Genomic DNA, 24,482 nt, shown 5'->3' on the forward strand with positions numbered 1-24,482 from the left:
TCCGGTCGCTGAAGTGAAGGGATCGCCATGTCGATGTTCAGGTGGGAAGTGGTCGATCCCGGTCCGGGAGAGGCGGTCGCGCCCCGTCAGCGGCTCCCGTGGGGGAAGACGGTCGGGCTGGGGGTGCAGCACGTCGTCGCGATGTTCGGGGCGACCTTCGTGTTCCCCGTGGTCATGGGGCTGGACCCCAACCTCGCGATCCTGTTCTCCGGGCTGTGCACGATCCTGTTCCTGGTCGTCTGCAAGAACCTGGTACCGAGCTACCTCGGCACCAGCGCCGCCTTCGTCGGCGGTGTCGCGGCGATCCGGGCGGCCGGCGGTGACTCCGCCGCCGTGACCGGCGCGATCATGGTCTCCGGCCTGGTGCTGCTCGCGATCGGTGTGTTCGTGCACTTCGCCGGGGCCCGGCTCGTGCACCGGGTGCTCCCGCCCGCGGTGACCGGCGCGGTCGTCATGCTGATCGGCTTCAACCTGGCCCCGGTCGTCGCGTCGGTGTACTGGCCGGTGGACCAGTGGACCGCGCTGCTCACCGCGACGTTCCTGGTCTGCGCCGCGGTGCTGTTCCGCGGGTTCTGGGGACGGATCGCGGTGTTCCTCGCGCTCGTCTTCGGGTTCGTGCTGTCCTGGCTGCTCGACCTCCTGAGCGGGCCGATCACCTCCTGCGGCGGCGCGGACTGCACCCCGGAGCCGCACTCCCGCGTGTCCTTCGACGGCCTGGCCGACGCCGCCTGGTTCGGCCTGCCGAGCGGCACCCTGAAGGACGGCGTGGCCGTCGTGCACGCGCCCAGCTTCTCGCTGATGTTCGTGCTGCTCGTGCTCCCCGGTGTCATCGCGCTGGTCGCCGAGAACCTGGGCCACGTCAAGGCGGTCGCCGAGATGACCGGCGACGACCTCGACCCCTACATGGGCCGTGCGCTCGGCGCGGACGGCGCCGCCACCGCGCTGGCCAGCCTGTTCGGCGGGTCCCCGACGACGACCTACGCCGAGAACATCGGCGTCATGAGCGCCACCCGGGTGTACTCCACCGCGGCCTACTACGTCGCGGCCGCCGTGGCGATCCTCCTCGGCCTGTGCCCCAAGTTCGGCGTGCTGGTCGCGGCGATCCCGGGCGGCGTGCTCGGCGGCATCACGCTCGTGCTCTACGGCATGATCGCGCTGGTCGGCGCCAAGATCTGGGTGGAGAACGGGGTCGACTTCGGCGAGCCCCGCAACCTCGTCGGCCTCGCGGCGGGCATGGTCGCCGGCATCGGCGGCGTCGCGCTGGACCTGGGCAACGGGTTCGAGCTGGGCGGCATCGCGCTCGGCACGATCCTGGTGATCATCTACTTCCACGCCGTCGCGCTGCGCGACCGGCGGTCCGCGACGCCCGACCCGTCCGGGACGCCCGCCGGGACGATGGTGACCCGCGTCGACGACGGGGAGGCGAAGGAGAGCCCGTGAAACCCGCACCCTTCGACTACGTCCGCCCGACCGATCTGGCCGGGGCCGTCGCCGCGCTCGCGGCGCCGGACGGGAAGGTGATGGCCGGCGGACAGAGCCTCGTGCCGCTGCTGTCCATGCGGCTGGCCGCACCGACCCTGGTCGTCGACATCAACGGCGTACCCGGCCTGGACACGATCACCGAGGTCGACGGGGGTGTCCGGGTCGGCGCGCTGGCCCGGCACACCGCGGTCCTGGAGTCACCGCTGCTCGCCAGGGTCCAGCCGCTGGTGCCCGCCGCGCTGGCCCACGTCGCGCACCCCACGATCCGCAACCGCGGCACGACCGTCGGGTCCCTCGTGCACGCCGACGCCGCCGCCGAGATGCCGGTCGTGCTGCGGCTGCTGGAGGGCTCGCTCGACGTCGAGGGGCCCGCCGGGCGCCGGACGATCCCGGCGCGGGACCTGTTCGTCGGCCCGCTGGAGTCGGCGGTCGGGCCCGACGAGATCGCCGTGTCGGCGTTCTTCCCCGGCCTGCCGCCGGGCGCGGGCGTCGCCTTCGACGAGGTCGCCCGCCGGCACGGCGACTACGCCCTGGTCGGTGCGGCGGCGGTCGTCGACGGCGACCGGATCCGGGTCGGCTACCTGTCGGTGAGCGACGTCCCGGTGGTCGTCGACCTGACCGGTGTCGCCCCGGCCGACCGGGCCGACGCCGCACTCGAACACCTGGACCCGTCCACCGACATCCACGCCACCGCGGCCTACCGGCGGCAGCTGGTGCGGGTCCTGACCGACCGGGTCGTGGCCGCGGCGACCGGGAACGCGACCGCGCAGGGAGGCGGGCGATGAGCGAGACGCTCCACGACATCCGGCTGACGGTGAACGACGTCGTCCACGACCTGCGGGTACCGGCGCGACGGCTGCTGTCCGACGCGCTGCGTCACGACCTCGGCCTGACCGGCACCCACGTCGGTTGCGAGCACGGGGTCTGCGGGGCCTGCACGATCCTGGTCGACGGCGAGCCCGCGCGGGCCTGCCTGATGCTCGCCGTCGCCGCGCAGTCCTGCGCGATCACCACCGTCGAGGGCCTGACCGAGCCGGACGGGTCGCTGTCCCCGGTGCAGCAGGCCTTCGCCGAGTGCCACGGCCTGCAGTGCGGCTTCTGCACCCCGGGCTTCCTGACGACGATCACCGCCGGGCTACGCCGCGACCCCTGCCCCACTCGGGAGCGGGCCCGCGACATGATCGGCGGGAACCTCTGCCGCTGCACCGGCTACCAGAACATCGTCACGGCGGTCGAGCGGGCCGCCCAGATCAGCACAGAGATCAGCACAGAGGTCAGTACCGAGATCGGGGCCGCCCGGTGACCACCAAGCTCATGGGCCAGCGCGTCCAGCGGGTCGAGGACCAGCGGTTCCTGCGCGGCGGCGGACGCTACGTCGACGACGTCGACCCGGGCCCCGGCGTGCTGCACGCGGCGGTGCTGCGCTCCCCGCACGCACACGCCCGCATCCGCGACATCGACGTGTCCGGCGTCCTCGACGTGCCGGGCGTGCACGCCGTCTACACCCACGACGACCTGACCGGCCCGATGGCCGAGCCGCTGCCCGTGCTCATCCCGCACCCCGCGCTGACCCACGGGCGGACCCAGTTCGCGCTGGCCCGCGACGAGGTGAACCACGTCGGGGAGGCGATCGCGTTCGTCGTCGCCGAGGACCGCTACGTCGCCGAGGACGCCGTCGACCGGATCGTCGTCGACTACGAGGTGCTGCCCGCCGTCGTCGGGATCGAGGCGTCGCGCGCGGCCGCGCGGCTCGTGCACGACGACGTGCCCGGCAACGTCGGCGCCCGGATGGAGCAGGCCGTCGGCGACGCCCCGGCCGCGATCGCCGCGGCGCCGCACCGCCTGGAGCTGGACCTGGAGATCGAGCGCAGCGCGTGCATGCCGATGGAGGGCCGCGGCACCGTCGCCCGCTGGGACCCCGCCACCGGCCGGCTGGTCCTGTGGACCTCCACCCAGAGCTCGACCGGGGTCCGCGCCGCCGTCGCGGCGAAGCTGGGCCTGGACATCGGCCGGGTCGACGTCATCACCCCGGACGTCGGCGGCGGCTTCGGCGTCAAGATCGTCCACCCGTGGCCGGAGGAGCTGCTGGTCCCGATGGCCGCCCGCGCACTGGGCAGGCCGGTGAAGTTCGTGGAGGACCGGCGCGAGCACTTCGTCTCCTCCGCACACGAGCGCGGCCAGGTCCAGCACGTCGAGGTCGGCTTCGACGACGACGGCCGGCTGCTCGGCCTCGACGTCGAGTTCTGGCACGACCACGGCGCCTACACCCCGTACGGCCTGATCGTCCCGATCATCACCTCGACCCAGCTGCTCGGCCCGTACAAGCCGGGCGCCTACCGGGTGGTCTTCTCCTCGCTCTACACCAACACCGTGATCGTGACGCCCTACCGCGGCGCCGGGCGCCCCCAGGGCTGCTACGCCATGGAGCGCACGATGGACGCGATCGCGGCGTACCTGGGCCGCGACCGCACCGAGGTCCGCGCGGCGAACTTCATCCAGCCGCACGAGTTCCCCTACGACCACGGCCTGATCTTCCAGGACGGCAGGCCGCTGGAGTACGACTCGGGCGACTACCCGGCGTCGCTGGAGAAGCTGCGCAAGCTGATCGACTGGGACGGGTTCGCGTCCTTCCGCCGCGAGTGCGCCGAGCAGGGCCGGACCGTCGGGATCGGCCTGGCCTGCTACGTCGAGGGCACCGGCGTCGGCCCCTACGAGGGTGCGCACGTGCACGTCGAGACCACCGGCAAGGTCAAGGTCGCGACCGGGCTCACCACCCAGGGCCAGAGCCACGAGACCGCGTTCGCCCAGATCGTCGCCGACGAGCTGGGGGTGCGGTTCTCCGACGTCGAGGTCGTCACCGGCGACACCCGCCGGATGCCCTACGCGGTCGGCACGTTCGCCTCCCGGGCCGCGGTCATGTCCGGCTCGGCGATCCTCAAGGCCGCGCGGAGGACGAAGGAGAAGGCGCTGCGGCTGGCCGCCGACGCGCTCGAGGCCGACGTCGCGGACCTGGAGATCGTCGACGGCGTGGTGGGGGTGCGGGGCACCGAGCGGTCGATCCCGCTGGGCACGCTGTCGGTGCTGTCCAACCCGCTGCGCTACGCCTTCGACGAGGCGTCGAAGGCCGCCACCCAGTTCTCCGTCGGGGACACCGACGCGCTGCCGGTCCCCGAGGGGGAGCAGCCGGGCCTGGAGGGCACCGACTTCCACAGCCCGCCGCGGGCGACCTACGCCTCCGGGATGCACGCCGCGATCGTCGAGACCGACCCCGACACCGCCGAGATCCGGATCCTGCGCTACGCCGTCGTCCACGACTGCGGGCACCTGATCAACCCGATGGTCGTCGAGGGGCAGATCCACGGCGGCGTCGCCCAGGGCGTCGGCGGCGCGCTGTACGAGCGGATGGCCTACGACGAGTCCGGCCAGCTGCTCAACGCGTCCTTCATGGACTTCCTGATGCCCTATGTGTCCGAGGTCCCCGACGGGATCGAGATCGACCACCTGGAGACGCCGTCGCCGCTCAACCCCCTCGGTATCAAGGGGGCGGGCGAGGCCGGTGTCATCCCGGTGTCGGCGGTGATCGCCGCCGCGGTGGAGGACGCCGAGGGCTTCCCCGTCACCGCGATGCCGATCTCCCCGTCGGACCTGTTCAGCCTGCGTGAGGAGCACCGCTCGTGAAGATCAGTGGCAGCAACGTCGTCGAGCACCCGGTCGAGCGGGTCTGGGAGGCGCTGCTCGACCCGCGGGTGCTGGTCGCGACCATCCCCGGCTGCGAACGGCTGGAGTCCACCGGCGAGAACGCCTACGCGATGACGGTGACCGCCGGGGTCGCCGCGATCAAGGGCACCTACACCGGCAGCTGCGCGCTGTCGAAGCTGGAGCCGCACGAGTCGCTGGTCATGACCCTGAACGGGGCGGGCGGACCGGGCACGGTCGACGCCGTCGTCGACGTCACCTTCGACGACCTCGGCGCGGGCGGCACCCGGATCGGCTACACCGCCGACGCGACGGTCGGCGGCATGGTCGGCGGTGTCGGCCAGCGGATGCTCGCCAACGTCTCCAAGCGGATGGCGGGCCAGTTCTTCGACGCCGTCGGCGCGACGATCGGCGCGGGCGGGGTGGGCGCGGTGCCCGTCGCCGCCCGGCCGGCCGCCGCCGTGACGGAGCCGGGCGCACCGCTCGTCGGCGCCCCGGCCTACGCCGAGCCGGTGACGGGCGCGGGGGTGTTCACGGCCGCGTCCGCCGCCGGGGGCGGTGACGCGGGGGAGCTCACCCGGGGCATCGGGATCGGCGCGGCGGTCGCGCTGCTCGGCGTGCTGGTCGGCGCCGTGATCGGGCGTCGCCGGTGACCGCCGACATCACCGTCGCGACCCCGGCCCGCGAGCAGGCCGCCGCGGTCCGGGCCAAGGAGATCTCCGCCCGCGAGCTGCTCGACCTGCACCTGGAGCGGATCGCGCTGCGCAACCCCCGGCTCAACGCGATCGTCTCCCTCGACGAGGAACGCGCCCGCGCCGGGGCCGAGGCCGCCGACCGGGCGCTGGCCGCCGGGGCCGAGCCCGGCCCGCTGCACGGTCTGCCGTTCGCGTTCAAGGACACCCACGCCGTCGCCGGCTGGCGCACGACCTACGGCTCCCCGCTGTTCGCCGAGCACGTCCCGGACGCCGACGAGCTGCTGGTGGAGCGGGTACGGGCGGCCGGTGCGGTGACGATCGGCAAGACCAACGTCCCCGAGTTCGCGGCCGGCTCGCACACCTTCAACCGGGTGTTCGGCACCACGCTCAACCCGCACGACCCGACCCGGTCGGCCGGGGGGTCCTCGGGCGGGGCGGCGTGCGCGCTGGCGGCCGGGATGGTGCCGCTGGCCGAGGGCTCGGACATGGGCGGCTCGTTGCGCAACCCGGCGTCGTTCTGCGGGGTGGTCGGACTGCGGCCGTCGTGGGGGCGGGTGCCGGAATGGCCGACGGCGAACATGTGGGAGACCACCTCGACCGGCGGCCCGATGGCCCGCACCGTCGACGACCTGGCGCTGCTGCTGTCGGTGCTCGCCGGGCCGGACCCACGCGCGCCGCAGGCGCTCGGTGACCCCGGCTCCGCGTTCGGGGCGCCGGTCGTCCCGGCGCCCCTCGCCGGTCTGCGGGTCGGGCTGTCCGCCGACCTCGACGGCGCGTTCGTCGTGGACCGCGAGGTCCGGGCGGTCGTCGAGGCGGCCGGGGCGGCACTGGCGGGGGCGGGTGCGGCGGTGACCGGCACGGTCCCGGACCTCACCGGCGCCGACGAGTGCTTCCGCACCCTGCGCGCGTGGCACTTCCAGGCCCGGTTCGGCCTGCAGCTGGCCGTGCACCCGACGGAGTTCAAGTCCTCGCTGGCCGCGAACATCCGGGCGGGGGAGTCGCTGACCGGCGCGGACGTCGCCGTCGCGTTCCAGCGGCGCACCACGTTGGCGCAGCGGATGCGGGAGTACTTCACCGACCACGACGTGCTGGTGCTGCCGGTGTCGCAGGTCCCGCCGTTCCCGGCCGACCGGGAGTTCCCGGACACCGTCGACGGGATGCCGATGGACTCCTACCTGGACTGGATGCGCTCGGCCTACCTGATCACCGTGACCGGCTGCCCGGCCGTCTCGGTGCCGTTCGGGACCACCCCGGACGGGCTCCCGGTGGGTGTGCAGATCGTGGCCCGCCACGGCGCCGACCGCTACCTCCTGGAGGTCGCGGCCGCCGTCGAGACACTGGCGAAGAGTGCCAGTCGAATGTCAGTTTGACGGCAAAAGTCGCCATGTCCTCCGGCTCGGTCGGTGAGTTCAATCGAACTCACCGACCCCAGGCAGGAAGGACCCCCGATGACCCGGCGCATCCGGATCGGCATCGACACCGGTGGCACGTTCACCGACGTCGTCGCCTTCGACGAACGGGCGGGCGAGCTCGTCACGACCAAGACGCCCTCCACCCCGGCCAACCCGGCCGACGGCTTCCTCGCCGGCATCGACAAGGTCCTGGAGCTGCTGGGCGCGACCGGGGCGGACATCGAGGCCGTCAGCCACGGGACGACCGTCGCCACCAACCAGCTGCTCGAGGGCAAGGTCGACCGGCTCGGCTTCGTGACCACCGCGGGCTACGAGGCCATGCTGGAGATCGCCCGCCAGTCCGTCCCGGACGGCTACGGCAACTCCTACTTCTGGGTCAAGCCGAACCGGATCGTGCCCCGCGACCTGGTCCGCGGCGTGGAGGGCCGGCTCGACTTCACCGGCGCCGAGGTCCGCCCGTTCGACGAGGCCGGGGCCCGCGCGACCGCCCGCTGGTTCCGCGACCACGGCGTCGACACCCTGGGCGTCTGCTTCCTGCACGCCTACGCCGACCCCACCCACGAGGAGCGGATGCGGGAGATCCTCGCCGAGGAGCACCCGGCCGCCGTCGTGTCGCTGTCCAGCGAGGTCCTGCGTGAGTACCGCGAGTTCGAGCGGGCCACCACGGTCCTGGTCGACGCCGCCGTGAAGCCGCGGCTGTCGGCCTACGTCTCCAACATCAAGAACCGGCTGACCGCCTACGACGGCCGCGAGATCCCGTTCTACGTCATGAAGTCCAACGGCGGTGTCCTGTCCGCCGACGAGGTCGTCCACCAGCCGATCACGACCGTCCTGTCCGGGCCCGCGGCCGGTGCGCTCGGTGCCGCGCTGATCGCCCAGGAGGCCGGCTACGACCGGGTCCTCACCTCCGACGGCGGCGGCACCTCCACCGACGTCAGCGTCGTCGTCGGCGGCGAGCCGACGCTCACCACCGAGGGCTCGGTCGGGCAGTTCCCGTCCAAGATCCCGATGATCGACGTCGTGACCGTCGGCGCCGGCGGTGGCTCGGTCGCCTGGATCTCCCCGGAGGGCACCCTCAAGGTCGGCCCGCACTCGGCCGGCGCCGACCCCGGCCCGCTCTGCTACGGCAAGGGTGGCACCGAGGTGACCATCACCGACGCGCACGTCTTCCTCGGCCGCATCCCCCCGCACCTGCTCGGCGGGGAGATCCCGCTCGACGTCGACGCCGCCCGCGCCGGGATCGAGGCCCTGGCCAAGGAGCTCGACCTGACTCCGGAGGCGTGCGCCACCGGCGTCCTGGAGATCTCGGCCTGGAACCAGGCCAACGCGCTGCGCCAGGTCACCGTCAAGCGGGGCCTCGACGTCCGCGACTTCGCCCTCACCACCTTCGGCGGCTCGGGCTCCCTGCTGCTGTGCCGGCTCGTCGACGTGCTCGGCGTCCCGACCGTCCTGGTCCCGCCGAACCCCGGCAACGTCTCCGCGTTCGGCCTGCTCACCGTGGACGTGAAGAACGACTACGTGCAGACCCACGTCGCGCTGGCCGACGGGCTCGACCCGGCCGACGTGTCCCGCATCGTCGACGACCTCACCGCGCAGGCCGCCGCCGCGCTGGACCGGGAGGGCTTCCCGGCCGCGCAGCACGGCTTCGTCCGCACCGCCGACCTGCGCTACTTCGGGCAGGCCTTCGAGGTCCGCGTGCCGGTGCCGGACGGGCCGGTCACCCCGGACGCCCTGGTCACGGTCGCCGACGCCTTCCACGCCGCGCACCGGGTCCTCTACGGCTACGACTTCGCGGGCGACCCCGGCCAGCAGGTCGAGTGGGTCAACCTGCGGGTCTCGGGCATCGGCCCGATCCGCCGCCCGGAGATCGCCACCCACGACCTCGTCGCCGACCCGGTTGTCGCCGAGGCGGGCCGGCGCCCGGTCTGCTTCGACGCCGCGCAGGGCTTCGTCGACACCCCGGTGTACCGGCGGGCCGACCTGGTCCCCGGCGCGGTCGTCGACGGGCCGGCGATCGTCGAGGAGTTCGGCTCCACCGTCCCGCTGCACCCGGGCTTCACCGCCCGCGTCGACACCCGCCTGAACATCATCGTGACCCGGAAGGCCGACCAGTGACCACAGCGACGACGGCGACCGACCGCCCGGCCGACACCGGCTCGCGCCGCGCCCCCACCGCGTTCCCCTTCGGCCCGCTGACCGACGACGCCGGGGCGAGCGCCGACCCGGTCCTCGTCGAGATCGTGCAGGGCTCGCTGGCCAGCGTGGAGATGGAGGTCGAGACCGCCATCGCCCGCACCAGCCGCAGCCCGATGATCCGCGACGCGCACGACTTTCGCGCCGGCATCCACGACCGGCGGCTGCGCAAGCTCACCGGCCGGTCCTACTCCGCGCTGGTGCACCCGATCGCCCGCGAGTTCCCGCTGGACCAGATGCGCGAGGGCGACGTCTTCTTCCACAACGACGTCTACCGCTCCGAGGGCGGCATCGGGCACCTGCCCGACCTGTGCGTGACCGTCCCGGTCTTCGCCGGGCCGGCCGGCGACCGGCGCGTCGTCGCGTTCGTGCAGGCCTTCGGCCACCACGACGACATCGGCGGCGCGGTCCCCGGCTCGATGCCCTCGAACGCCACCAGCGTGTTCGAGGAGGGCCTGATGGTCCCGCCGATCCGGCTGTGGGACGCGGGTGTCCCCAACCGGGCCGCCCTGGCGATCATGACCCGCAACTCGCGGATGCCCGACTCGCTGGCCGCCGACCTCGACGCCGAGTGCTCGGCCTGCCTGATGGGCGCCCGGCGCCTCGGCGAGCTGTTCGACCGCTACGGCATCGAGACCGTCGAGTCCTGCTTCGACGCGATCATCTCCCGCACCACCGAGACCTACCGCCGCGAGATCGTCGGCCGGATCCCGGTCGGGACCTGGACCTGGGAGGACTACGCCGAGCACGACGGCGTCGAGGAGCCCCGGCTGCACGCCCAGCGGATCACGCTCACCCGGACCGGACCCGACGACCCCGACGGCGAGCGGCTGATCCTGGACTTCGCCGGCACCTCCCCGCAGGCCAAGGGGCCGATCAACCACTGCGGCGACTACTCCGACGGCGTCTTCCTCAAGAAGTGGCTCGCGCCGATCCTGCGCAACCTCGCCGACTCCCCGGAGCGGATGGCCGAGCTCGACGTCAACGAGGGCATCGTCCCGCTCATCGAGATGCGGTTCCCGCCGCCCGGGACGCTGCTGACCCCGGTGTTCCCGGCGCCGACCAACGCGCGCACCTTCGTCATCCTGCGGCTGCTCGGGGTGCTCGCCGGTGTCGTCGCCAAGGCCGTCGACGGCCGGATGCCCGCCGACCAGGAGACGATCCGCTACACCGGCGTCTACGGCGAGGACCTGGAGGGCCGCCCCTACCTCATGCGCGAGGTGCTCGGCGGCGGCTCCGGCGGCCGCTACTACGCCGACGGCGAGGACACCATCCACGTCGTCCCCGACTCGCGGAACCTGCCCACCGAGTTCACCGAGGCCCGCTTCCCGTTCCGCGTCGAGTCGCTGTCGCTGGCCACCGACTCCGGCGGCGCCGGGGAGTTCCGCGGCGGCCTCGGCTACGAGAAGCACGTCCGGATGCTGAAGGACGCGCACTTCATGTCGATCGCGGACCGGTCGATCCTGGCCTGCTGGGGGGTGCGCGGCGGGAAGGCCGGGCGGCCGTTCGAGGTCGTCATCGACCCGGGCGGGCCGAACGAGCGGGAGGTCGACGCGCTGGCCGACGCCGAGCCGGTCCGCGCCGGTGAGGTGATCCGGGTGCGGACGACCGGCGGTGGCGGCTGGGGCGACCCGCTGCGCCGCGACCCGGCAGCCGTCGTGCGCGACGTGGTGTGGCGCAAGGTGTCCGCCGCGGCGGCGCTGGCCGACTACGGCGTCGTCCTGACCGGGGACCTCGACGACGACACCCTCGGCTTCGACGCGGCGGCCACCACGGCCGAGCGGGCGGGCCGGGCCGCGTGGTCCCGCGACGACGACGCGTTCTTCGACCGCGGCCCCGGCTACGCGTCCCTGGCCGGGGGCGCCGCGCACGCCGACGTCGACCGGCTCTGAGGCCCGCCGTGCGGGTCGTGATCTGCGGGGGCAACGGCAAGACCGGACGGGCGGTGGCGGCCGCGCTGCGGGCGCGGGGCGCCACCGCCGTCCCGCTGGGGCGGGCGGACGCCGTCGCCGGGGCCGCGGCCGGCGCCGACGCCGCCTACCTGATCGCCCCGAACCTGCACCCGGACGAGCCGGCGCTGGTCGCGGGCTGGCTCGACGGGCTGCGCACCGCGGGCGTCACCCGGGTCGGCTACCACTCGGTGGCCGCGCCGTACGCCCCCGACATGCCCCACCACCTGGGCAAGGCCCGGACCGAGGACGTCGTCCGCCGGTCCGGGCTGCGCTGGACGGTCCTGCAGCCCGGCGCCTACCTGCAGAACCTGGACCTGACCGGGCCGGTCCGGGTGCCCTACGACGTGCACGCCGTCTTCGGGTTCGCCGACCTCGACGAGGTCGGGGCGGCCGCCGCGACCGTCCTGACCGAACCCGGCCACGACGGCGCCACCTACGAGCTCGCGTCGCGCACCGCCACCGTCGCCGAGCTGGCGGCGGAGGCGGGCACGACCGCCGAGCGGGTCCCCGGACCGTCCGGTCTCGGCCCGGTCCTCGACGCGATGTTCGCCTACTACGACCGCCACGGCCTGCCCGTCGGTACCCGTCCGCTCGCCCACCTCCTCGGGAAGGACCACCCGTGACCTTCGGCAACTCCTGCCATCGAACCGGCGCGGTTTCCGTCGCCCACGACGGTGAGACGACGGCCACCCTGCTCCTAGGTTCGTCGTCGTGAGAGTCCTGCTGGCACTGGGCGGCAACGCCATGACCGCCGCCGACGGCAGCGCGCGCCCGGAGGACCAGATCGCCGCGGCGCGGGTCGCCGCCGGGGCGGTGGCCGGGCTGCTGGCCCGCGACCACGACGTCGTCATCACCCACGGCAACGGCCCGCAGGTCGGGAACCTGCTGGTCAAGAACGAGCTGGCGGCCGCCGTCGTCCCGCCGGTCGGGCTGGACTGGTGCGGCGCGCAGACCCAGGGGACGCTCGGCTTCGTCCTGACCACGGCGCTGGACGCGGCGCTGGCCGCGGCCGGGGTCGAGCGGCGCACCGCCGCGGTGGTGACCCGCACCCGTGTCTCGGCCGACGACCCGGGCCTGCTCCGGCCGTCGAAACCGGTCGGGCGCTACCTGCCCGCCGACGAGGCCGCCGTCCTGGTCGCGCACGGCCAGACCTGGCAGGACCGGGGCGAGCGGGGCTGGCGCCGGGTGGTCGGCTCGCCCGAGCCGCTGGAGATCGTCGACGGGCCGGCGATCCGCGCCCTGGTCGACGCCGGGTTCGTCGTCGTCGGCAACGGTGGCGGCGGGATCCCGGTCGTGCGACGGCCCACCGGCGAGCTGGCCGGCGTCGAGGCCGTCATCGACAAGGACCTCGGTGCCGCGCTGCTCGCCCGCACCGTCGGCGCCGACGTGCTCGTCATCGGCACCGACGTGCCCCACGCGGTGCTCCGCTTTGGGACCCCGGCCGCCGAGGCCCTCGGCACGATCGGTGTCGAGAAGCTGCGCGCGCACGCCGCCGACGGGCACTTCGCCGGCGGCTCGATGGGCCCCAAGGTCGACGCGGCCTGCCGCTTCGTCGAGAACGGCGGCACCCGCGCCGTGATCACCGACCTCACCCACATCACCGAGGCCGTCACCGGCGGCGCCGGAACCGTCGTCGTCCCGTCCTGAGACCGCTGGAGAAGGAGAGTCCGTCATGCCCGACGCCATCGAGGTGCGCAAGGTCCCGATCCACTCCGTGGCCGACGCGAGCGAGCTCGCGACGCTGATCGACGACGGGGTCCTGCAGGCCGGCCGGGTCGTCGCGATCATCGGCAAGACCGAGGGGAACGGCGGGGTCAACGACTACACCCGCATCATCGCCGACCGCGCCTTCCGCGAGGTGCTGATCGAGAAGGGCGCCCCGGCCGAGCAGGTCCGGGAGGTCCCGATCGTCTGGTCCGGCGGCACCGACGGCGTCATCAGCCCGCACGCGACGATCTTCGCGACCGTCCCGCCGGAGGACGTCGTCCCCTCCGACGAGCCCCGTCTGACCGTCGGTTTCGCGATGAGCGAGCAGCTCGCCCCGGAGGACATCGGCCGCACGCCGATGATCACCAAGGTGGCCGACGCGGTGCAGGCCGCGATGAAGAAGGCCGGCATCACCGACCCCGCCGACGTGCACTACGTCCAGACCAAGACCCCGCTGCTGACCATCCACACCATCCGCGACGCCAAGTCCCGCGGGAAGACCGTGTGGACCGAGCACACCCACGAGTCGATGGACCTGTCCAACGGGTGCACCGCGCTCGGCGTCGCCGTCGCGCTCGGCGAGATCGAGATGCCGACCGACGCCGACGTCATGCACGACCGCGACCTCTACTCCGCGGTGGCGTCCTGCTCGTCGGGCGTCGAGCTGGACCGGGCGCAGGTCGTCGTGGTCGGGAACGCGACCGGGGTCGGTGGCCGCTACCGGATCGGGCACTCGGTCATGACCGACGCGCTCGACGCCGACGGCATCTGGAACGCGATCCGCGACGCGGGCCTGGACCTGCCCGAGCGGCCGCACACCTCCGACCTGGACGGCCGCCTGGTCAACGTGTTCCTCAAGTGCGAGGCGTCGCAGGACGGCACCGTCCGCGGCCGGCGCAACGCGATGCTCGACGACTCCGACGTGCACTGGCACCGGCAGATCAAGTCCTGCGTCGGCGGGGTCACCGCGGCCGTGACCGGCGACCCGGCGGTGTTCGTGTCGGTGTCCGCAGCCCACCAGGGTCCCGAGGGCGGCGGCCCGGTCGCCGCCATCGTCGACCTGGGCTGAGTGGCGGGGCAGCGGTGACGGTCCCCGAGCCCGTCCGTCCGGCGTCGTCCCGCTACCTGGACGCGGTGCTCGACCCCGGCTCCTTCCGGTCCTGGGACACCCCGGCGGGACCCCCGCCCGGGGCGTCCACCGGGTACCGCGCCGAGCTCGACCGGGCCCGTGCCCGCGCCGGGACCGACGAGTCCGTCGTGACCGGCGAGGGCCGGGCCGGCGGGGTCCGGGTGGCGGTGGTCTGCAGCGAGTTCGGCTTCCTCGCCGGGTCGGTCGGCACCGTCGCGGCCGCCCGGATCGTCGCGGCGGCCGGTCGGGCGACGACGGACCGGCTCCCGCTGGTGCTGGCACCGGCCTCCGGCGGGACGCGGATGCAGGACGGGACCGCGGCGTTCCTCGCGATGCCGGGGATCGCCCGGGCCGTCGCCGCGCACCGCCGGGCCGGGCTGCCGGTCGTCGTGCACCTGCGGCACCCCACGACCGGCGGGTCGCTCGCGTCCTGGGGATCGCTCGGGTCGGTCACCGTCGCCGAGCCGGGGGCGCTCGTCGGGTTCCTCGGGCCGAAGGTGTACCGGGGGCTGACCGGGTCCGCGTTCCCGGACGGGGTGCAGACCGCGGAGAACCTGTACCGGCACGGCGTCGTCGACGCCGTGCTCGACACCGCCGGGTTCGCGGGGTTCCTGCGCCGGGTCGTCGCGCTCACCCGCCACGCCCCGACGCCGGTGCCCCCGGCGCCGGAGCCCGGCCCGGCGCCGGGACCGGTGCCCGACGCGTGGACCTCGGTCACCGCGACGCGGCGCCCGGACCGGCCGGGCGTGCGCGACCTGCTCACCGACCCGGACACCGTGCTGCTGCACGGCACCGGCGCGGGGGAGACGGCCGCGGCGACCGTGCTGTGCCTGACCCGGTTCGGGACGTCGCCGTGCGTCCTGGTCGGTCAGGACCGGACCGCCACCCGTCCGGTCGGGCCCGCCGACCTGCGGGTGGCCCGCCGGGGTGCCCGGCTCGCCGGGGAGCTGGGCCTGCCCCTGGTGACGGTCGTCGACACCGCCGGTGCCGAGCTGTCACCCGCTGCCGAGCAGGGAGCGCTGGCCGGGGAGATCGCGCGCTGCCTGGCCGGGCCCGGCGGGCCGGGGGGTCCCGTCGTGTCGGTGCTGCTCGGGCAGGGCGGCGGCGGTGCGGCCCTGGCGCTGCTGCCCGCCGACCGGGTCCTCGCGGCCCGGCACGCGTGGCTGACCCCGCTCCCGCCGGAGGGGGCCTCGGTCATCGTGCACGGCACACCGGACCGGGCACCGGAGACCGTCGCCGCGCAGCGGGTGCGCAGCGCCGACCTGCTGGCGCTCGGGGCGGTGGACCGGATCGTCGACGAGTGTCCGGACGCCGCCGACGAGCCCGCCGCGTTCGTCGCCCGGATGCGGGCCGCGCTCGCGGAGGAGATCCCGCGCGCCGCGGGCACCCACCCTCCACCGATCTCGTACCGACCCCCACGACCGGGAGACCGACCTTGCTGCTCACCTCGCTGACCGATCCCCGGGACCTGGAGCGTGCCGTCACCGTCGGCGACGACGTGCTGTCCCGCGCCGAGCTCCTCGACCGGGCCGGCCGGTTCGCCGCCGGCATCCCCGGCGACGGCCCGGTCGCCGTGCACGCGACCGCCTCGATCGACACCGTCGTCGCCATCACCGCCGCGATCCTCGCCGGGGTGCCGGTCGTGCCGGTCCCGCCGGACTCCGGGCCCGCCGAGCGCGGCCACGTGCTCTCCGACTCGGGTGCGACGGCCTGGGCCGGGGAGCTGCCCGAAGGGGTCGACCTGCCGGTCGTCGTACCGGGCTCGCAGCCGATCGGCCCCCGTCCGGTCGACCCCGCGGCCACCGCGATGCTGCTCTACACCTCCGGCACCACCGGACGCCCCAAGGGCGCCCAGCTCTCCGGCGCCGCGATCGCCGCCGGCCTCGACGCCCTGTTCGAGGTCTGGGACTGGACCCCCGAGGACACCGTCGCCCACGGCCTGCCCCTGTTCCACGTCCACGGCCTGATCCTCGGCGTCCTCGGATCACTGCGCCGCGGCTCCCGCGTCGTGCACACCGTCAAGCCGCAACCCGCCCGCTACGCCGCGGTCGACGCGTCGATGTACTTCGGGGTGCCGACGGTGTGGAACCGGATCGTCGACGAACCCGACGCCGCCCGCGCCCTGTCCCGCGCCCGGCTCCTCGTCTCCGGCAGCGCACCCCTGCCCGCATCACTGTTCGACCGCATCGCCGCCCTCACCGGGCAGGCACCGGTGGAGCGCTACGGCATGACCGAAACCATGATCACCCTGTCCGCACACGCCTCCGGCGAACGCCGCGCCGGCTGGGTCGGCCTGCCCGTCCCGGGCGCCGAGACCCGCCTGCTCCCCGCCACCGACGACGCGACCGACGCCGACACCGTCCCCGACGACGGCGAGACCGTCGGCCGCCTGCAGGTCCGCGGCCCCATGCTGTTCGACGGCTACCGGGGCCGCCCCGACGCCGACGACGAGTGCTGGGCCGGCGAGGGCTGGTTCCGCACCGGCGACCTCGCCGTCCGCGACCCCGACGGGTTCCACCGCATCGTCGGCCGCGAGTCCACCGACCTCATCAAATCCGGCGGCTACCGCATCGGATCCGGCGAGATCGAGGCCGTCCTGCTCGACCACCCCGCCGTGTCCGAGGTCGCCGTCGTCGGCGCCCCCGACCCCGACCTCGGCCAGAAGATCGTCGCCTACGTCGTCGGCGACGGACACGACGCCCAGGCGCTGATCGACCACGTCGCCGCACAGCTGTCCTGGCACAAGCGGCCGCGCGAGGTCGTGTTCCTCGACGCCCTGCCCCGCAACCCGATGGGCAAGGTCCAGAAGAAGCTGCTCACCTGAGCCCGCGGGCGCGTCCGGCGCTCGCCGCGACGGTCGCGGTGCGGGGCGCGGCGAGCCGGATCCGCCAGGCCCCGCACCGGCAGCGCTGGTAGCTCACGACGCCGTCGGCGGTGCGGTGCCGCGACGTCGTCTCCCACTCGTGGTCCAGGGGTGTACTCACGACGACGACGTTGCTGTAATGGGTCAGTGCACATCAACCCTTACGGACGTGATCCGGCGCTCCTCGCCGCCGACCTGGTGAACGCGCCGCCGTCGTCGACCGGGGAGCTCGTCGCACGCTGCCTCGCCGCCGGGGTGACGCGCGACTGGGACCCGGTCGGCGCCGACCTGCCGGCGGTGCTCGACTTCCTGCGCCGGTGGGAGGGGGTCGTCGACGCCGAACCGGGCGCGGAACGGGCACGGCTGCTCAACGCCCTGCTCGCCGAGTCGACCGGGCCGCCACGCCTCACCGACCACGACGGCCACTGGCACCTGCACCACCGCGACGACGGTCTGGGCCTGGCCGGTGTGCTGCGCGCCCTGCTCGCGACCGGCACCGCCACCCACCTGGCGACCCGGGGGATGGACCGGCTCGGCCGGTGCGCCGCCGAGGGCTGCACCCGCGTCTACGCCGATGTCTCCCGCAACGGCAGGCAGCGCTATTGCAGCGCACGCTGCGGCAACACCGACGCGGTCCGCCGGCACCGCGGCAGGCAGCAGCCCGTCCGGGCCTGAGCCCCCGGTCCGGTGCCGTGCGGCCCGCGCGCATACCCGAGCGCGGGGTCCGCGGGCGAGCCCGTGTGGTCTGGGTCATCGGTGACCGTCCAGATCCTGAAAACGGACGGCGCTCGCCGGTACTGTTCCGTTCCGACCAGCGCCGCCGATGCGTCACCTGCGCATCCCGGCGGTCGAAGAGAGAGCACCCGACGGCTCCACCGCGGAGCCAGGATTGGAGGTCGGCGTGGCCCTCGTCGTGCAGAAGTACGGCGGTTCGTCGGTCGAGAACGCGGAGCGGATCAAGAAGGTCGCCGAGCGCATCGTCCGTACCCGCAAGGAGGGCCACGATGTCGTCGTCGTCGTGTCCGCCATGGGGGACACCACCGACGAGCTGACCGATCTCGCCGAGCAGATCTCCCCGAAGCCCCCGCTGCGGGAGATGGACATGCTGCTCACCTCCGGTGAGCGGATCTCGAACGCACTCGTCGCGATGGCGATCCACGCCCTCGGCGCGGAGGCCCGGTCGTTCACCGGCTCGCAGGCGGGCATGCTCACCACCTCGAAGCACGGTGACGCCCGCATCACCGAGGTGAACCCGTGGCGCCTGCGTGAGGCCCTCGACGAGGGGCACATCGTGCTCGTCGCCGGCTTCCAGGGCATGAGCGCGGACTCCCGCGACATCACCACGCTGGGCCGCGGCGGCTCGGACACCACCGCCGTCGCGCTCGCGGCCGCGCTGAACGCCGACGTCTGCGAGATCTACTCCGACGTCGACGGCGTCTACACCGCCGACCCGCGGATCGTCTCCAAGGCGAGCCTGCTCGAGACGGTGACCTACGAGGAGATGCTCGAGCTCGCCGCGTCCGGCGCCAAGGTGCTGCACCTGCGCGCCGTCGAGTACGCCCGCCGCTACGGCGTCCCGCTGCGGGTGCGCAGTTCCTACAACGACAAGCCGGGCACCCTGGTCTCCGGCTCGATCGAGGAGATCCCGTTGGAGAATCCGATCATCACCGGCGTCGCCCACGACCGGTCCGAAGGCAAGATCACCGTCACCGGTGTGCCGGACACCCCCGGCATGGCCGCGAAGATCTTCCGCACGGTCGCCGACGCGGAGATCAACATCGACATGGTCCTGCAGAACATCTCCAACGTGGCGGACAAGAAGACCGACATCACCTTCTCGCTGCCCCGCACCGACGGTGACACCGCCGTCGCGGCGCTGGAGCGCGCGAAGGCCGAGATCGGGTTCGCCGAGCTGATCTACGACAACGACATCGGCAAGGTGTCCCTGGTCGGCGCGGGCATGCGCAACCACCCCGGCGTCACCGCGAAGTTCTGCGAGGCGCTCTCCGACGCCGGGATCAACATCGAGACCATGAACACCTCGGAGATCCGGATCTCGGTGATCTGCCGCTCCGACCAGCTGGACGACGCGGTGCAGGCGCTGCACGAGGCGTTCGAGCTCGGCGCCGAGGACGACGCGGTGGTCGCCGCCGGAACGGGCCGGTGAGCTGAGATGGCCATGGACAAGCCCGTCCTCGCGCTCGTCGGCGCGACCGGTGCCGTCGGCACCACCATGATCGAGATCATCGACTCCCGCGAGTCGGTGCCGTGGGGCGAGATCCGCCTGATCGCCTCGGCGCGCAGCGCCGGCAAGGTGCTGACGGTCCGCGGCCAGGACATCACGGTCCTGGAGCTCAAGCCCGAGGTCTTCGACGGCGTCGACATCGCGATGTTCGACGTGCCGGACGAGGTCTCCGCCGAGTGGGCGCCGATCGCCGCCTCCCGCGGCGCGATCGCCGTCGACAACTCCGGCGCGTTCCGGATGGACCCCGAGGTCCCGCTCGTCGTGCCCGAGGTCAACCCGGAGAAGGTGACCGAGCGGCCCAAGGGCATCATCGCCAACCCGAACTGCACGACGCTGTCGATGATGGCGGCGATGGGTGCGCTGCACCGCGAGTTCGGGCTCGAGGCGCTGGTCGTGTCGTCGTACCAGGCCGCGTCGGGTGCCGGTCAGCCCGGCGTCGACCAGCTGCAGGCCGAGCTGTCCGCGGTCGCCGGCAAGGACCTCGGGAAGGCCGCCGGCGACGTCGCGGCCGTCCTGACCGAGGCCGGGATCCCGGTCGGCGGCGACTCGCCGTTCCCGGCTCCGCTGGTGCTCAACGTCGTGCCGTGGGCCGGCTCCCTCAAGGACGACGGCTGGTCGTCGGAGGAGCTGAAGGTCCGCAACGAGTCCCGCAAGATCCTCGGGATCCCGGAGCTCAAGGTCTCCGCGACCTGCGTGCGCGTCCCGGTCGTCACCACGCACGCGCTGGCGATCCACGCGACCTTCTCCTCGGAGGTCTCGGTCGACGCCGCCCGCAAGGTGCTCGGGGCGCAGCCGACGATCGTCGTCAAGGACGACCCGGCCGCCGGCGAGTGGCCGACCCCGGCCGACGCCGTCGGTGGGGACCCGACCGTGGTGGGCCGGATCCGGCAGTCGCTGGACTTCCCGAACACCCTGGAGCTGTTCGTGTGCGGGGACAACCTGCGCAAGGGTGCCGCCCTGAACACCTACGAGGTGGCGGAGACGGTCGCCGCGGCCGGCTGACCCCCTCCGTAGCTACGACGGCCGCCGTCCCGGAGCCCGGGGCGGCGGCCGTCGTCGTGTGCGGGGTCTAGGGCAGGCGCAGCGTCGCCACGATCGCGCGGTGGTCGGTGCCGGGCACCAGCCGCGTCCCGAAGGACTCGGCGGCGATCCCGCCGTTGTAGACGATGTGGTCGATCTGCGGCCCCAGCCACGACGGCGCCCAGGTCGGCCAGGTCCCGGCCAGCCCGTTGCCGGTCTGCGAGCCCGCGTCGCCGCAGCCCTGGATCGCGTTGCGGAACACCGAGTGGTCGAGGCTCGCGTTGAAGTCGCCGGCGACGATCGCCGGGCTCGTCCCGGAGCACCACTTCGCGACGGTCTCCAGGTCCGAGCGCCACTGCCCGACCGAGCGCGGGACCGGGGCGACGGAGTGGAACGCGACGAAGCGCAGGTTCCCCAGGCCGCCGCCGGTGATCTCGATGTAGTCGAAGCGGACGTCCTTGCCGATCCGGGTGCGGACGTCGCCGAGCCGGTTCGACCAGGCCACGGTGTTGCCGGTGACGTCGCGGTCCCAGCGGTCGACGCTGGACGCCGTCCGGTAGCCCAGCGGCTCCAGCAGCGGCGCGATCTCGCTCTCGTAGCGGCCGCCCGCCTCCGGGATCGAGACGACGTCGGGGTTCTCCGCGGCGACGAGCGCGGCGAGCGACTGCGTGTCGGCGTTGCCCTCGTAGACGTTGAGCGCCAGCACCTTCAGCGGGGTCCCGCCGGTGGGCGCGGGGCCCGCCATGGTGCGGGGGAGCACCATCGCGGCGCCGACCAGCGCGACCAGCGCGAGGACGACCGGGACCGGCCAGAACCGGCGGGCGGCCAGGGTGATCAGGAGGCCGATCACGACCAGCACGCCGAGCGCGGCGACCATCAGCGGCCGGAAGGCGATGACCTGCGCGAACGGCGAGTGCGCGTCGAGACCGACGAGGTCGGGCAGCGTCGCGAGCGCGGCGGCGGCACCGAGGAACAGCGCGAACCCCCAGCGCACCCGACCTCCCCGACGACGGGGCCGCCCACTCGGGATGGGCTGGGTCTCGGAGTCGGGGTGGGGCGGTGCGCTCACTCGGTCCAGTCTGCCCGAGGGGCACACCTGCCCGCCGCGTCCGGACGGTGCGCTGCGCCGATCGTCTGTGGACTCTCTCAGTGTCCGACTTGCGCGACCGCTCGTCGACCGTCTCGGTGACGCCGACGGCCGTGCAGCCCCGGCCGGTCAGACCCGGGCGCGCAGCAGCGGCGCCGCCACCCCGGCGGCGACGACCGCGACCGACCCGCAGACCAGCATCGCCACGCCGGGAGAGGCGGTGTCGACCAGCACCCCCGCCAGCGGGGTCGCGATGGCGATGCCGAGCGTCGTCGCGGAGCCCTGCAGGCCGGTGACCAGGCCACGCACCCGGTCCGGGGCGAGGTCGCCGATCGCGGCACTGCCCGCCGCGAGCGTCGACGCGGTCGCCAGACCCGCGGGGAGCAGCAGGAACAGCAGGCTCCACCACGACCAGGCCAGTGCCGCCGGGAGCGTCGCCAGCCCGAGCGCGGCGAGCAGCAGCGGCAGCGGCAGGCCGCGGCGGGCGCTGCCGTAGAGGAACCCGCCGACCAGCGACGCCAGGCACCACACGGCGTTGACCAGCGCGATCGCCCACGCCTGCCCGGAGGAGGTGAGGGCGGCGATGAACGCGAACTCGGTGCCCATGATCGCGATCACCGCGGCGGTCACCGCCAGCAGCGCGCCGACCAGCGGCCGGGTCAGCCAGCTGCGCAGCGGAGGGCGGGGGCCGGTGCGGGCGGCCCCCTCGCCGTCGGCGCGGACCGGTGGGTCGAGCCGCCACAGCGCGATCCCGGCCAGGACGAACCCGGCGCCGATCACGCGCATCGTCGTCGCCGAGCCCAGCCACACCGTCAGCAGCGACCCGACGGCGGGCCCGGTCATGTAGGAGATCTCGACGGTCATCGAGTCCAGCGCGAACGCGGGGCGGCGTCGTCCGGCCGGGACGGCGGCCGCGATGACCTGCCGGACCAGGGAGAACACCGGGAGGGTCAGGATGCCGGCGACGAAGGCGGCGCCGAGCAGACCGGCGTAGCCCAGCAGCGGCGCGACCGACCAGAACAGCAGGCCCGCGGTCATCGTCAGCGCCAGGACCGGGCGCAGCCCGTGCCGGTCGACCACCGTGCCGAGCAGCGGGGCGCCGATCGCCATCCCGGTCGGGACCGCGGCGGCGACGAGCCCGGCGGCGCCGAAGCCGTAGCCGAGGGTGGTGACGGTGTGCAGGGTCAGGGTGACGCCGACGGCCGTCGCGGGGATGCGTGCGGCCATGCCGATCGCGGTGATCGCACCGACCCCGGGCAGGCGCAGCACGTCGGCGAACGCGCCCAGGCCGGCGCGGGGTGCGGTGGCGGCGGTGTCGGGCACGACCCCATCCTGACCCGCGCCCGGTCGTCGTCGCGCACCGGTTTCGGGTTTCGGCCGGGACCGCACGGGAAGTCCCTGGGGGAACGGACACCGCCGACCGCGACGCGGCCGCGCAGCCGCGGGAGCGTCCCGGTCGCCCCGGCGGGGCACCGCCCGCCCGCCCCACCCACCACGCGCACGAGGAGGCTCGGCCGTGACCACGTCGCACCAGCCCAAGCCCACCACCACGGACTCCGGCAGCCCGGTCGCCAGCGACGAGCACTCGCTGACGATCGGCCCCGACGGCCCGCTCCTGCTCAACGACCACTACCTCATCGAGCAGATGGCGAACTTCAACCGGGAGCGCATCCCGGAGCGTCAGCCGCACGCGAAGGGCGGTGGGGCGTTCGCGCGGTTCGAGACCACCGAGGACGTCTCGCAGTACACCAAGGCCGCGTTCCTCCAGCCCGGCGTCGAGTCCCGTGGCGTGATCCGTTTCTCGACCGTCGCCGGTGAGCGCGGCAGCCCCGACACCTGGCGCGACCCGCGCGGTTTCTCGCTGAAGCTGTGGACGACCGAGGGCAACTGGGACATGGTCGGCAACAACACGCCGGTCTTCTTCGTCCGCGACCCCATGAAGTTCCAGCACTTCATCCGCAGCCAGAAGCGGCGCGTCGCGAACAACCTGCGCGACCACGACATGCAGTGGGACTTCTGGACGTTGTCGCCGGAGTCGGCGCACCAGGTCACCTGGCTCATGGGTGACCGGGGCATCCCGAAGACCTGGCGGCAGATGAACGGCTACTCCAGCCACACCTACAGCTGGATCAACGAGGCCGGCGAGATGGTCTGGGTGAAGTACCACTTCAAGTCCGACCAGGGCGTGGAGTGCCTGACCCAGGACGAGGCCGACACCCTCGCCGGTTCGGACCCCGACTACCACCAGGCCGACCTCTACAACGAGATCGAGGCGGGCAACCACCCGTCCTGGACGCTGTACGTGCAGGTCATGCCGTTCGCCGACGCGAAGACCTACCGGTACAACCCGTTCGACCTGACCAAGGTGTGGCCGCACAGCGACTACCCGCTGATCAAGGTCGGGAAGCTGACGCTGGACCGGAACGTCGAGGACTACCACGCCGAGATGGAGCAGGCCGCGTTCGAGCCGAACAACCTGGTGCCCGGCACCGGGCTGTCGCCGGACAAGATGCTGCTCGCCCGCGGGTTCTCCTACGCCGACGCCCACCGCGCCCGGCTCGGTGTCAACTACAAGCAGATCCCGGTCAACGCGCCCCGCAGCGAGGTGAACAACTACCAGAAGGACGGCGCCATGCGGATCACGAACACCTGTGACCCGATCTACGCGCCGAACTCCTACGGCGGCCCGGCGGCCGACCCGAAGCGGGTCTCCGAGGCCCTCTGGTACGCCGACGGCGACATGGTCCGCAGCGCGTACTCCCTGCGTGAGGAGGACGACGACTGGGGCCAGGCCGGGATCATGGTCCGCGAGGTCTTCGACGACGCCGCCCGCGAACGGTTCGTCGGCAACGTCGCCGGGCACCTGCTCGACGGCGTGACCGAGCCCGTCCTGCAGCGCGCCTTCGAGTACTGGCGCAACGTCGACAAGGACATCGGCGACCGGATCGAGCAGGCCGTCCGCAACGGCGGCTGACCGCTCGGCACGGCGACGGCCCCGGGG

General features: G+C 73.7%; 20 protein-coding genes. 17 read left to right on the top strand and 3 right to left on the bottom strand.

Annotation, left to right across the window (positions count from 1 at the left end; translation table 11 throughout):
- Positions 1-33 precede the first annotated feature (33 nt).
- The 13 genes from DMP17_RS28635 (at position 34) to DMP17_RS28695 (ending at position 17,090) form a co-directional block, all read left to right on the top strand.
- A complete protein-coding gene (locus tag DMP17_RS28635; protein ID WP_226364746.1) occupies positions 34-1,440 on the top strand; it encodes a uracil-xanthine permease family protein in 1,407 nt (468 codons plus the stop codon).
- The gene (locus DMP17_RS28640) at positions 1,437-2,267 is read left to right on the top strand and encodes an FAD binding domain-containing protein (RefSeq protein ID WP_226364745.1); all 831 of its coding nucleotides are present in this window, start codon (positions 1,437-1,439) and stop codon (positions 2,265-2,267) included. The genes DMP17_RS28635 and DMP17_RS28640 overlap by 4 nt, the downstream gene beginning before the upstream one ends.
- Positions 2,264-2,785, top strand: coding sequence for a (2Fe-2S)-binding protein (locus tag DMP17_RS28645; protein WP_337831121.1), 522 nt, complete (start codon positions 2,264-2,266; stop codon positions 2,783-2,785). The genes DMP17_RS28640 and DMP17_RS28645 overlap by 4 nt, the downstream gene beginning before the upstream one ends.
- Complete coding sequence (cutA, locus tag DMP17_RS28650; protein ID WP_226364744.1) at positions 2,782-5,160, top strand: aerobic carbon-monoxide dehydrogenase large subunit; 2,379 nt, start codon at positions 2,782-2,784, stop codon at positions 5,158-5,160. The genes DMP17_RS28645 and cutA overlap by 4 nt, the downstream gene beginning before the upstream one ends.
- Entirely contained in the window at positions 5,157-5,831 is a 675-nt protein-coding gene (locus DMP17_RS28655) for an SRPBCC family protein (protein ID WP_337831122.1), read from the top strand. Before cutA ends, DMP17_RS28655 begins: the two co-directional genes overlap by 4 nt.
- On the top strand, positions 5,828-7,243 hold the full coding sequence (locus tag DMP17_RS28660; RefSeq protein WP_337831123.1) for an amidase: 1,416 nt from the start codon (positions 5,828-5,830) through the stop codon (positions 7,241-7,243). The genes DMP17_RS28655 and DMP17_RS28660 overlap by 4 nt, the downstream gene beginning before the upstream one ends.
- A 78-nt stretch (positions 7,244-7,321) precedes the next feature.
- Positions 7,322-9,400 carry a hydantoinase/oxoprolinase family protein gene (locus DMP17_RS28665; protein ID WP_337831124.1) on the top strand — a complete coding sequence of 693 codons (2,079 nt, stop codon included), beginning with the start codon at positions 7,322-7,324 and terminating at the stop codon, positions 9,398-9,400.
- Positions 9,397-11,370, top strand: a complete 1,974-nt coding sequence (locus DMP17_RS28670; protein ID WP_226364740.1) for a hydantoinase B/oxoprolinase family protein — start codon at positions 9,397-9,399, stop codon at positions 11,368-11,370. The genes DMP17_RS28665 and DMP17_RS28670 overlap by 4 nt, the downstream gene beginning before the upstream one ends.
- Positions 11,371-11,378: 8 nt before the next feature.
- Entirely contained in the window at positions 11,379-12,053 is a 675-nt protein-coding gene (locus tag DMP17_RS28675) for an SDR family oxidoreductase (RefSeq protein ID WP_337831125.1), read from the top strand.
- 88 nt (positions 12,054-12,141) lie between these two features.
- Positions 12,142-13,077, top strand: a complete 936-nt coding sequence (locus DMP17_RS28680) for a carbamate kinase (protein ID WP_337831126.1) — start codon at positions 12,142-12,144, stop codon at positions 13,075-13,077.
- 25 nt (positions 13,078-13,102) lie between these two features.
- Positions 13,103-14,206 (top strand): ring-opening amidohydrolase, encoded by a 1,104-nt coding sequence (locus DMP17_RS28685; RefSeq protein WP_337831127.1) that lies wholly within the window; start codon positions 13,103-13,105, stop codon positions 14,204-14,206.
- Positions 14,207-14,220: 14 nt separating this feature from the next.
- Positions 14,221-15,720 carry a carboxyl transferase domain-containing protein gene (locus DMP17_RS28690; RefSeq protein WP_337831128.1) on the top strand — a complete coding sequence of 500 codons (1,500 nt, stop codon included), beginning with the start codon at positions 14,221-14,223 and terminating at the stop codon, positions 15,718-15,720.
- The gene (locus tag DMP17_RS28695; RefSeq protein ID WP_337831129.1) at positions 15,702-17,090 is read left to right on the top strand and encodes an acyl-CoA synthetase; all 1,389 of its coding nucleotides are present in this window, start codon (positions 15,702-15,704) and stop codon (positions 17,088-17,090) included. Before DMP17_RS28690 ends, DMP17_RS28695 begins: the two co-directional genes overlap by 19 nt.
- Here DMP17_RS28695 and DMP17_RS28700 read toward each other — a convergent pair.
- Positions 17,083-17,250 (bottom strand): hypothetical protein, encoded by a 168-nt coding sequence (locus DMP17_RS28700; protein WP_226354772.1) that lies wholly within the window; start codon positions 17,248-17,250, stop codon positions 17,083-17,085. The genes DMP17_RS28695 and DMP17_RS28700 overlap by 8 nt on opposite strands.
- Before the next feature lie 26 nt (positions 17,251-17,276).
- On the opposite strand from DMP17_RS28700, the gene DMP17_RS28705 reads away from it, so the two are divergent.
- The 3 genes from DMP17_RS28705 (at position 17,277) to DMP17_RS28715 (ending at position 20,376) form a co-directional block, all read left to right on the top strand.
- Complete coding sequence (locus DMP17_RS28705; RefSeq protein ID WP_226354773.1) at positions 17,277-17,804, top strand: CGNR zinc finger domain-containing protein; 528 nt, start codon at positions 17,277-17,279, stop codon at positions 17,802-17,804.
- A gap of 226 nt (positions 17,805-18,030) precedes the next feature.
- A complete protein-coding gene (locus tag DMP17_RS28710; RefSeq protein WP_226354774.1) occupies positions 18,031-19,296 on the top strand; it encodes an aspartate kinase in 1,266 nt (421 codons plus the stop codon).
- Positions 19,297-19,302: 6 nt separating this feature from the next.
- Positions 19,303-20,376: an aspartate-semialdehyde dehydrogenase gene (locus tag DMP17_RS28715; RefSeq protein WP_337831130.1), complete on the top strand. Its 1,074-nt coding sequence runs from the start codon at positions 19,303-19,305 to the stop codon at positions 20,374-20,376.
- Positions 20,377-20,443: 67 nt separating this feature from the next.
- On the opposite strand, the gene DMP17_RS28720 is transcribed toward DMP17_RS28715, so the two are convergent.
- Positions 20,444-21,388, bottom strand: a complete 945-nt coding sequence (locus DMP17_RS28720) for an endonuclease/exonuclease/phosphatase family protein (RefSeq protein WP_337831131.1) — start codon at positions 21,386-21,388, stop codon at positions 20,444-20,446.
- A 222-nt stretch (positions 21,389-21,610) separates the two neighbouring features.
- A complete protein-coding gene (locus tag DMP17_RS28725; RefSeq protein WP_337831132.1) occupies positions 21,611-22,804 on the bottom strand; it encodes an MFS transporter in 1,194 nt (397 codons plus the stop codon).
- A gap of 193 nt (positions 22,805-22,997) precedes the next feature.
- Between DMP17_RS28725 and DMP17_RS28730 the strand changes: the two genes are divergently transcribed.
- On the top strand, positions 22,998-24,455 hold the full coding sequence (locus tag DMP17_RS28730; RefSeq protein ID WP_337831133.1) for a catalase: 1,458 nt from the start codon (positions 22,998-23,000) through the stop codon (positions 24,453-24,455).
- Positions 24,456-24,482: the final 27 nt, after the last annotated feature.

The sequence above is a fragment of the Pseudonocardia sp. TMWB2A genome (assembly GCF_017312135.1).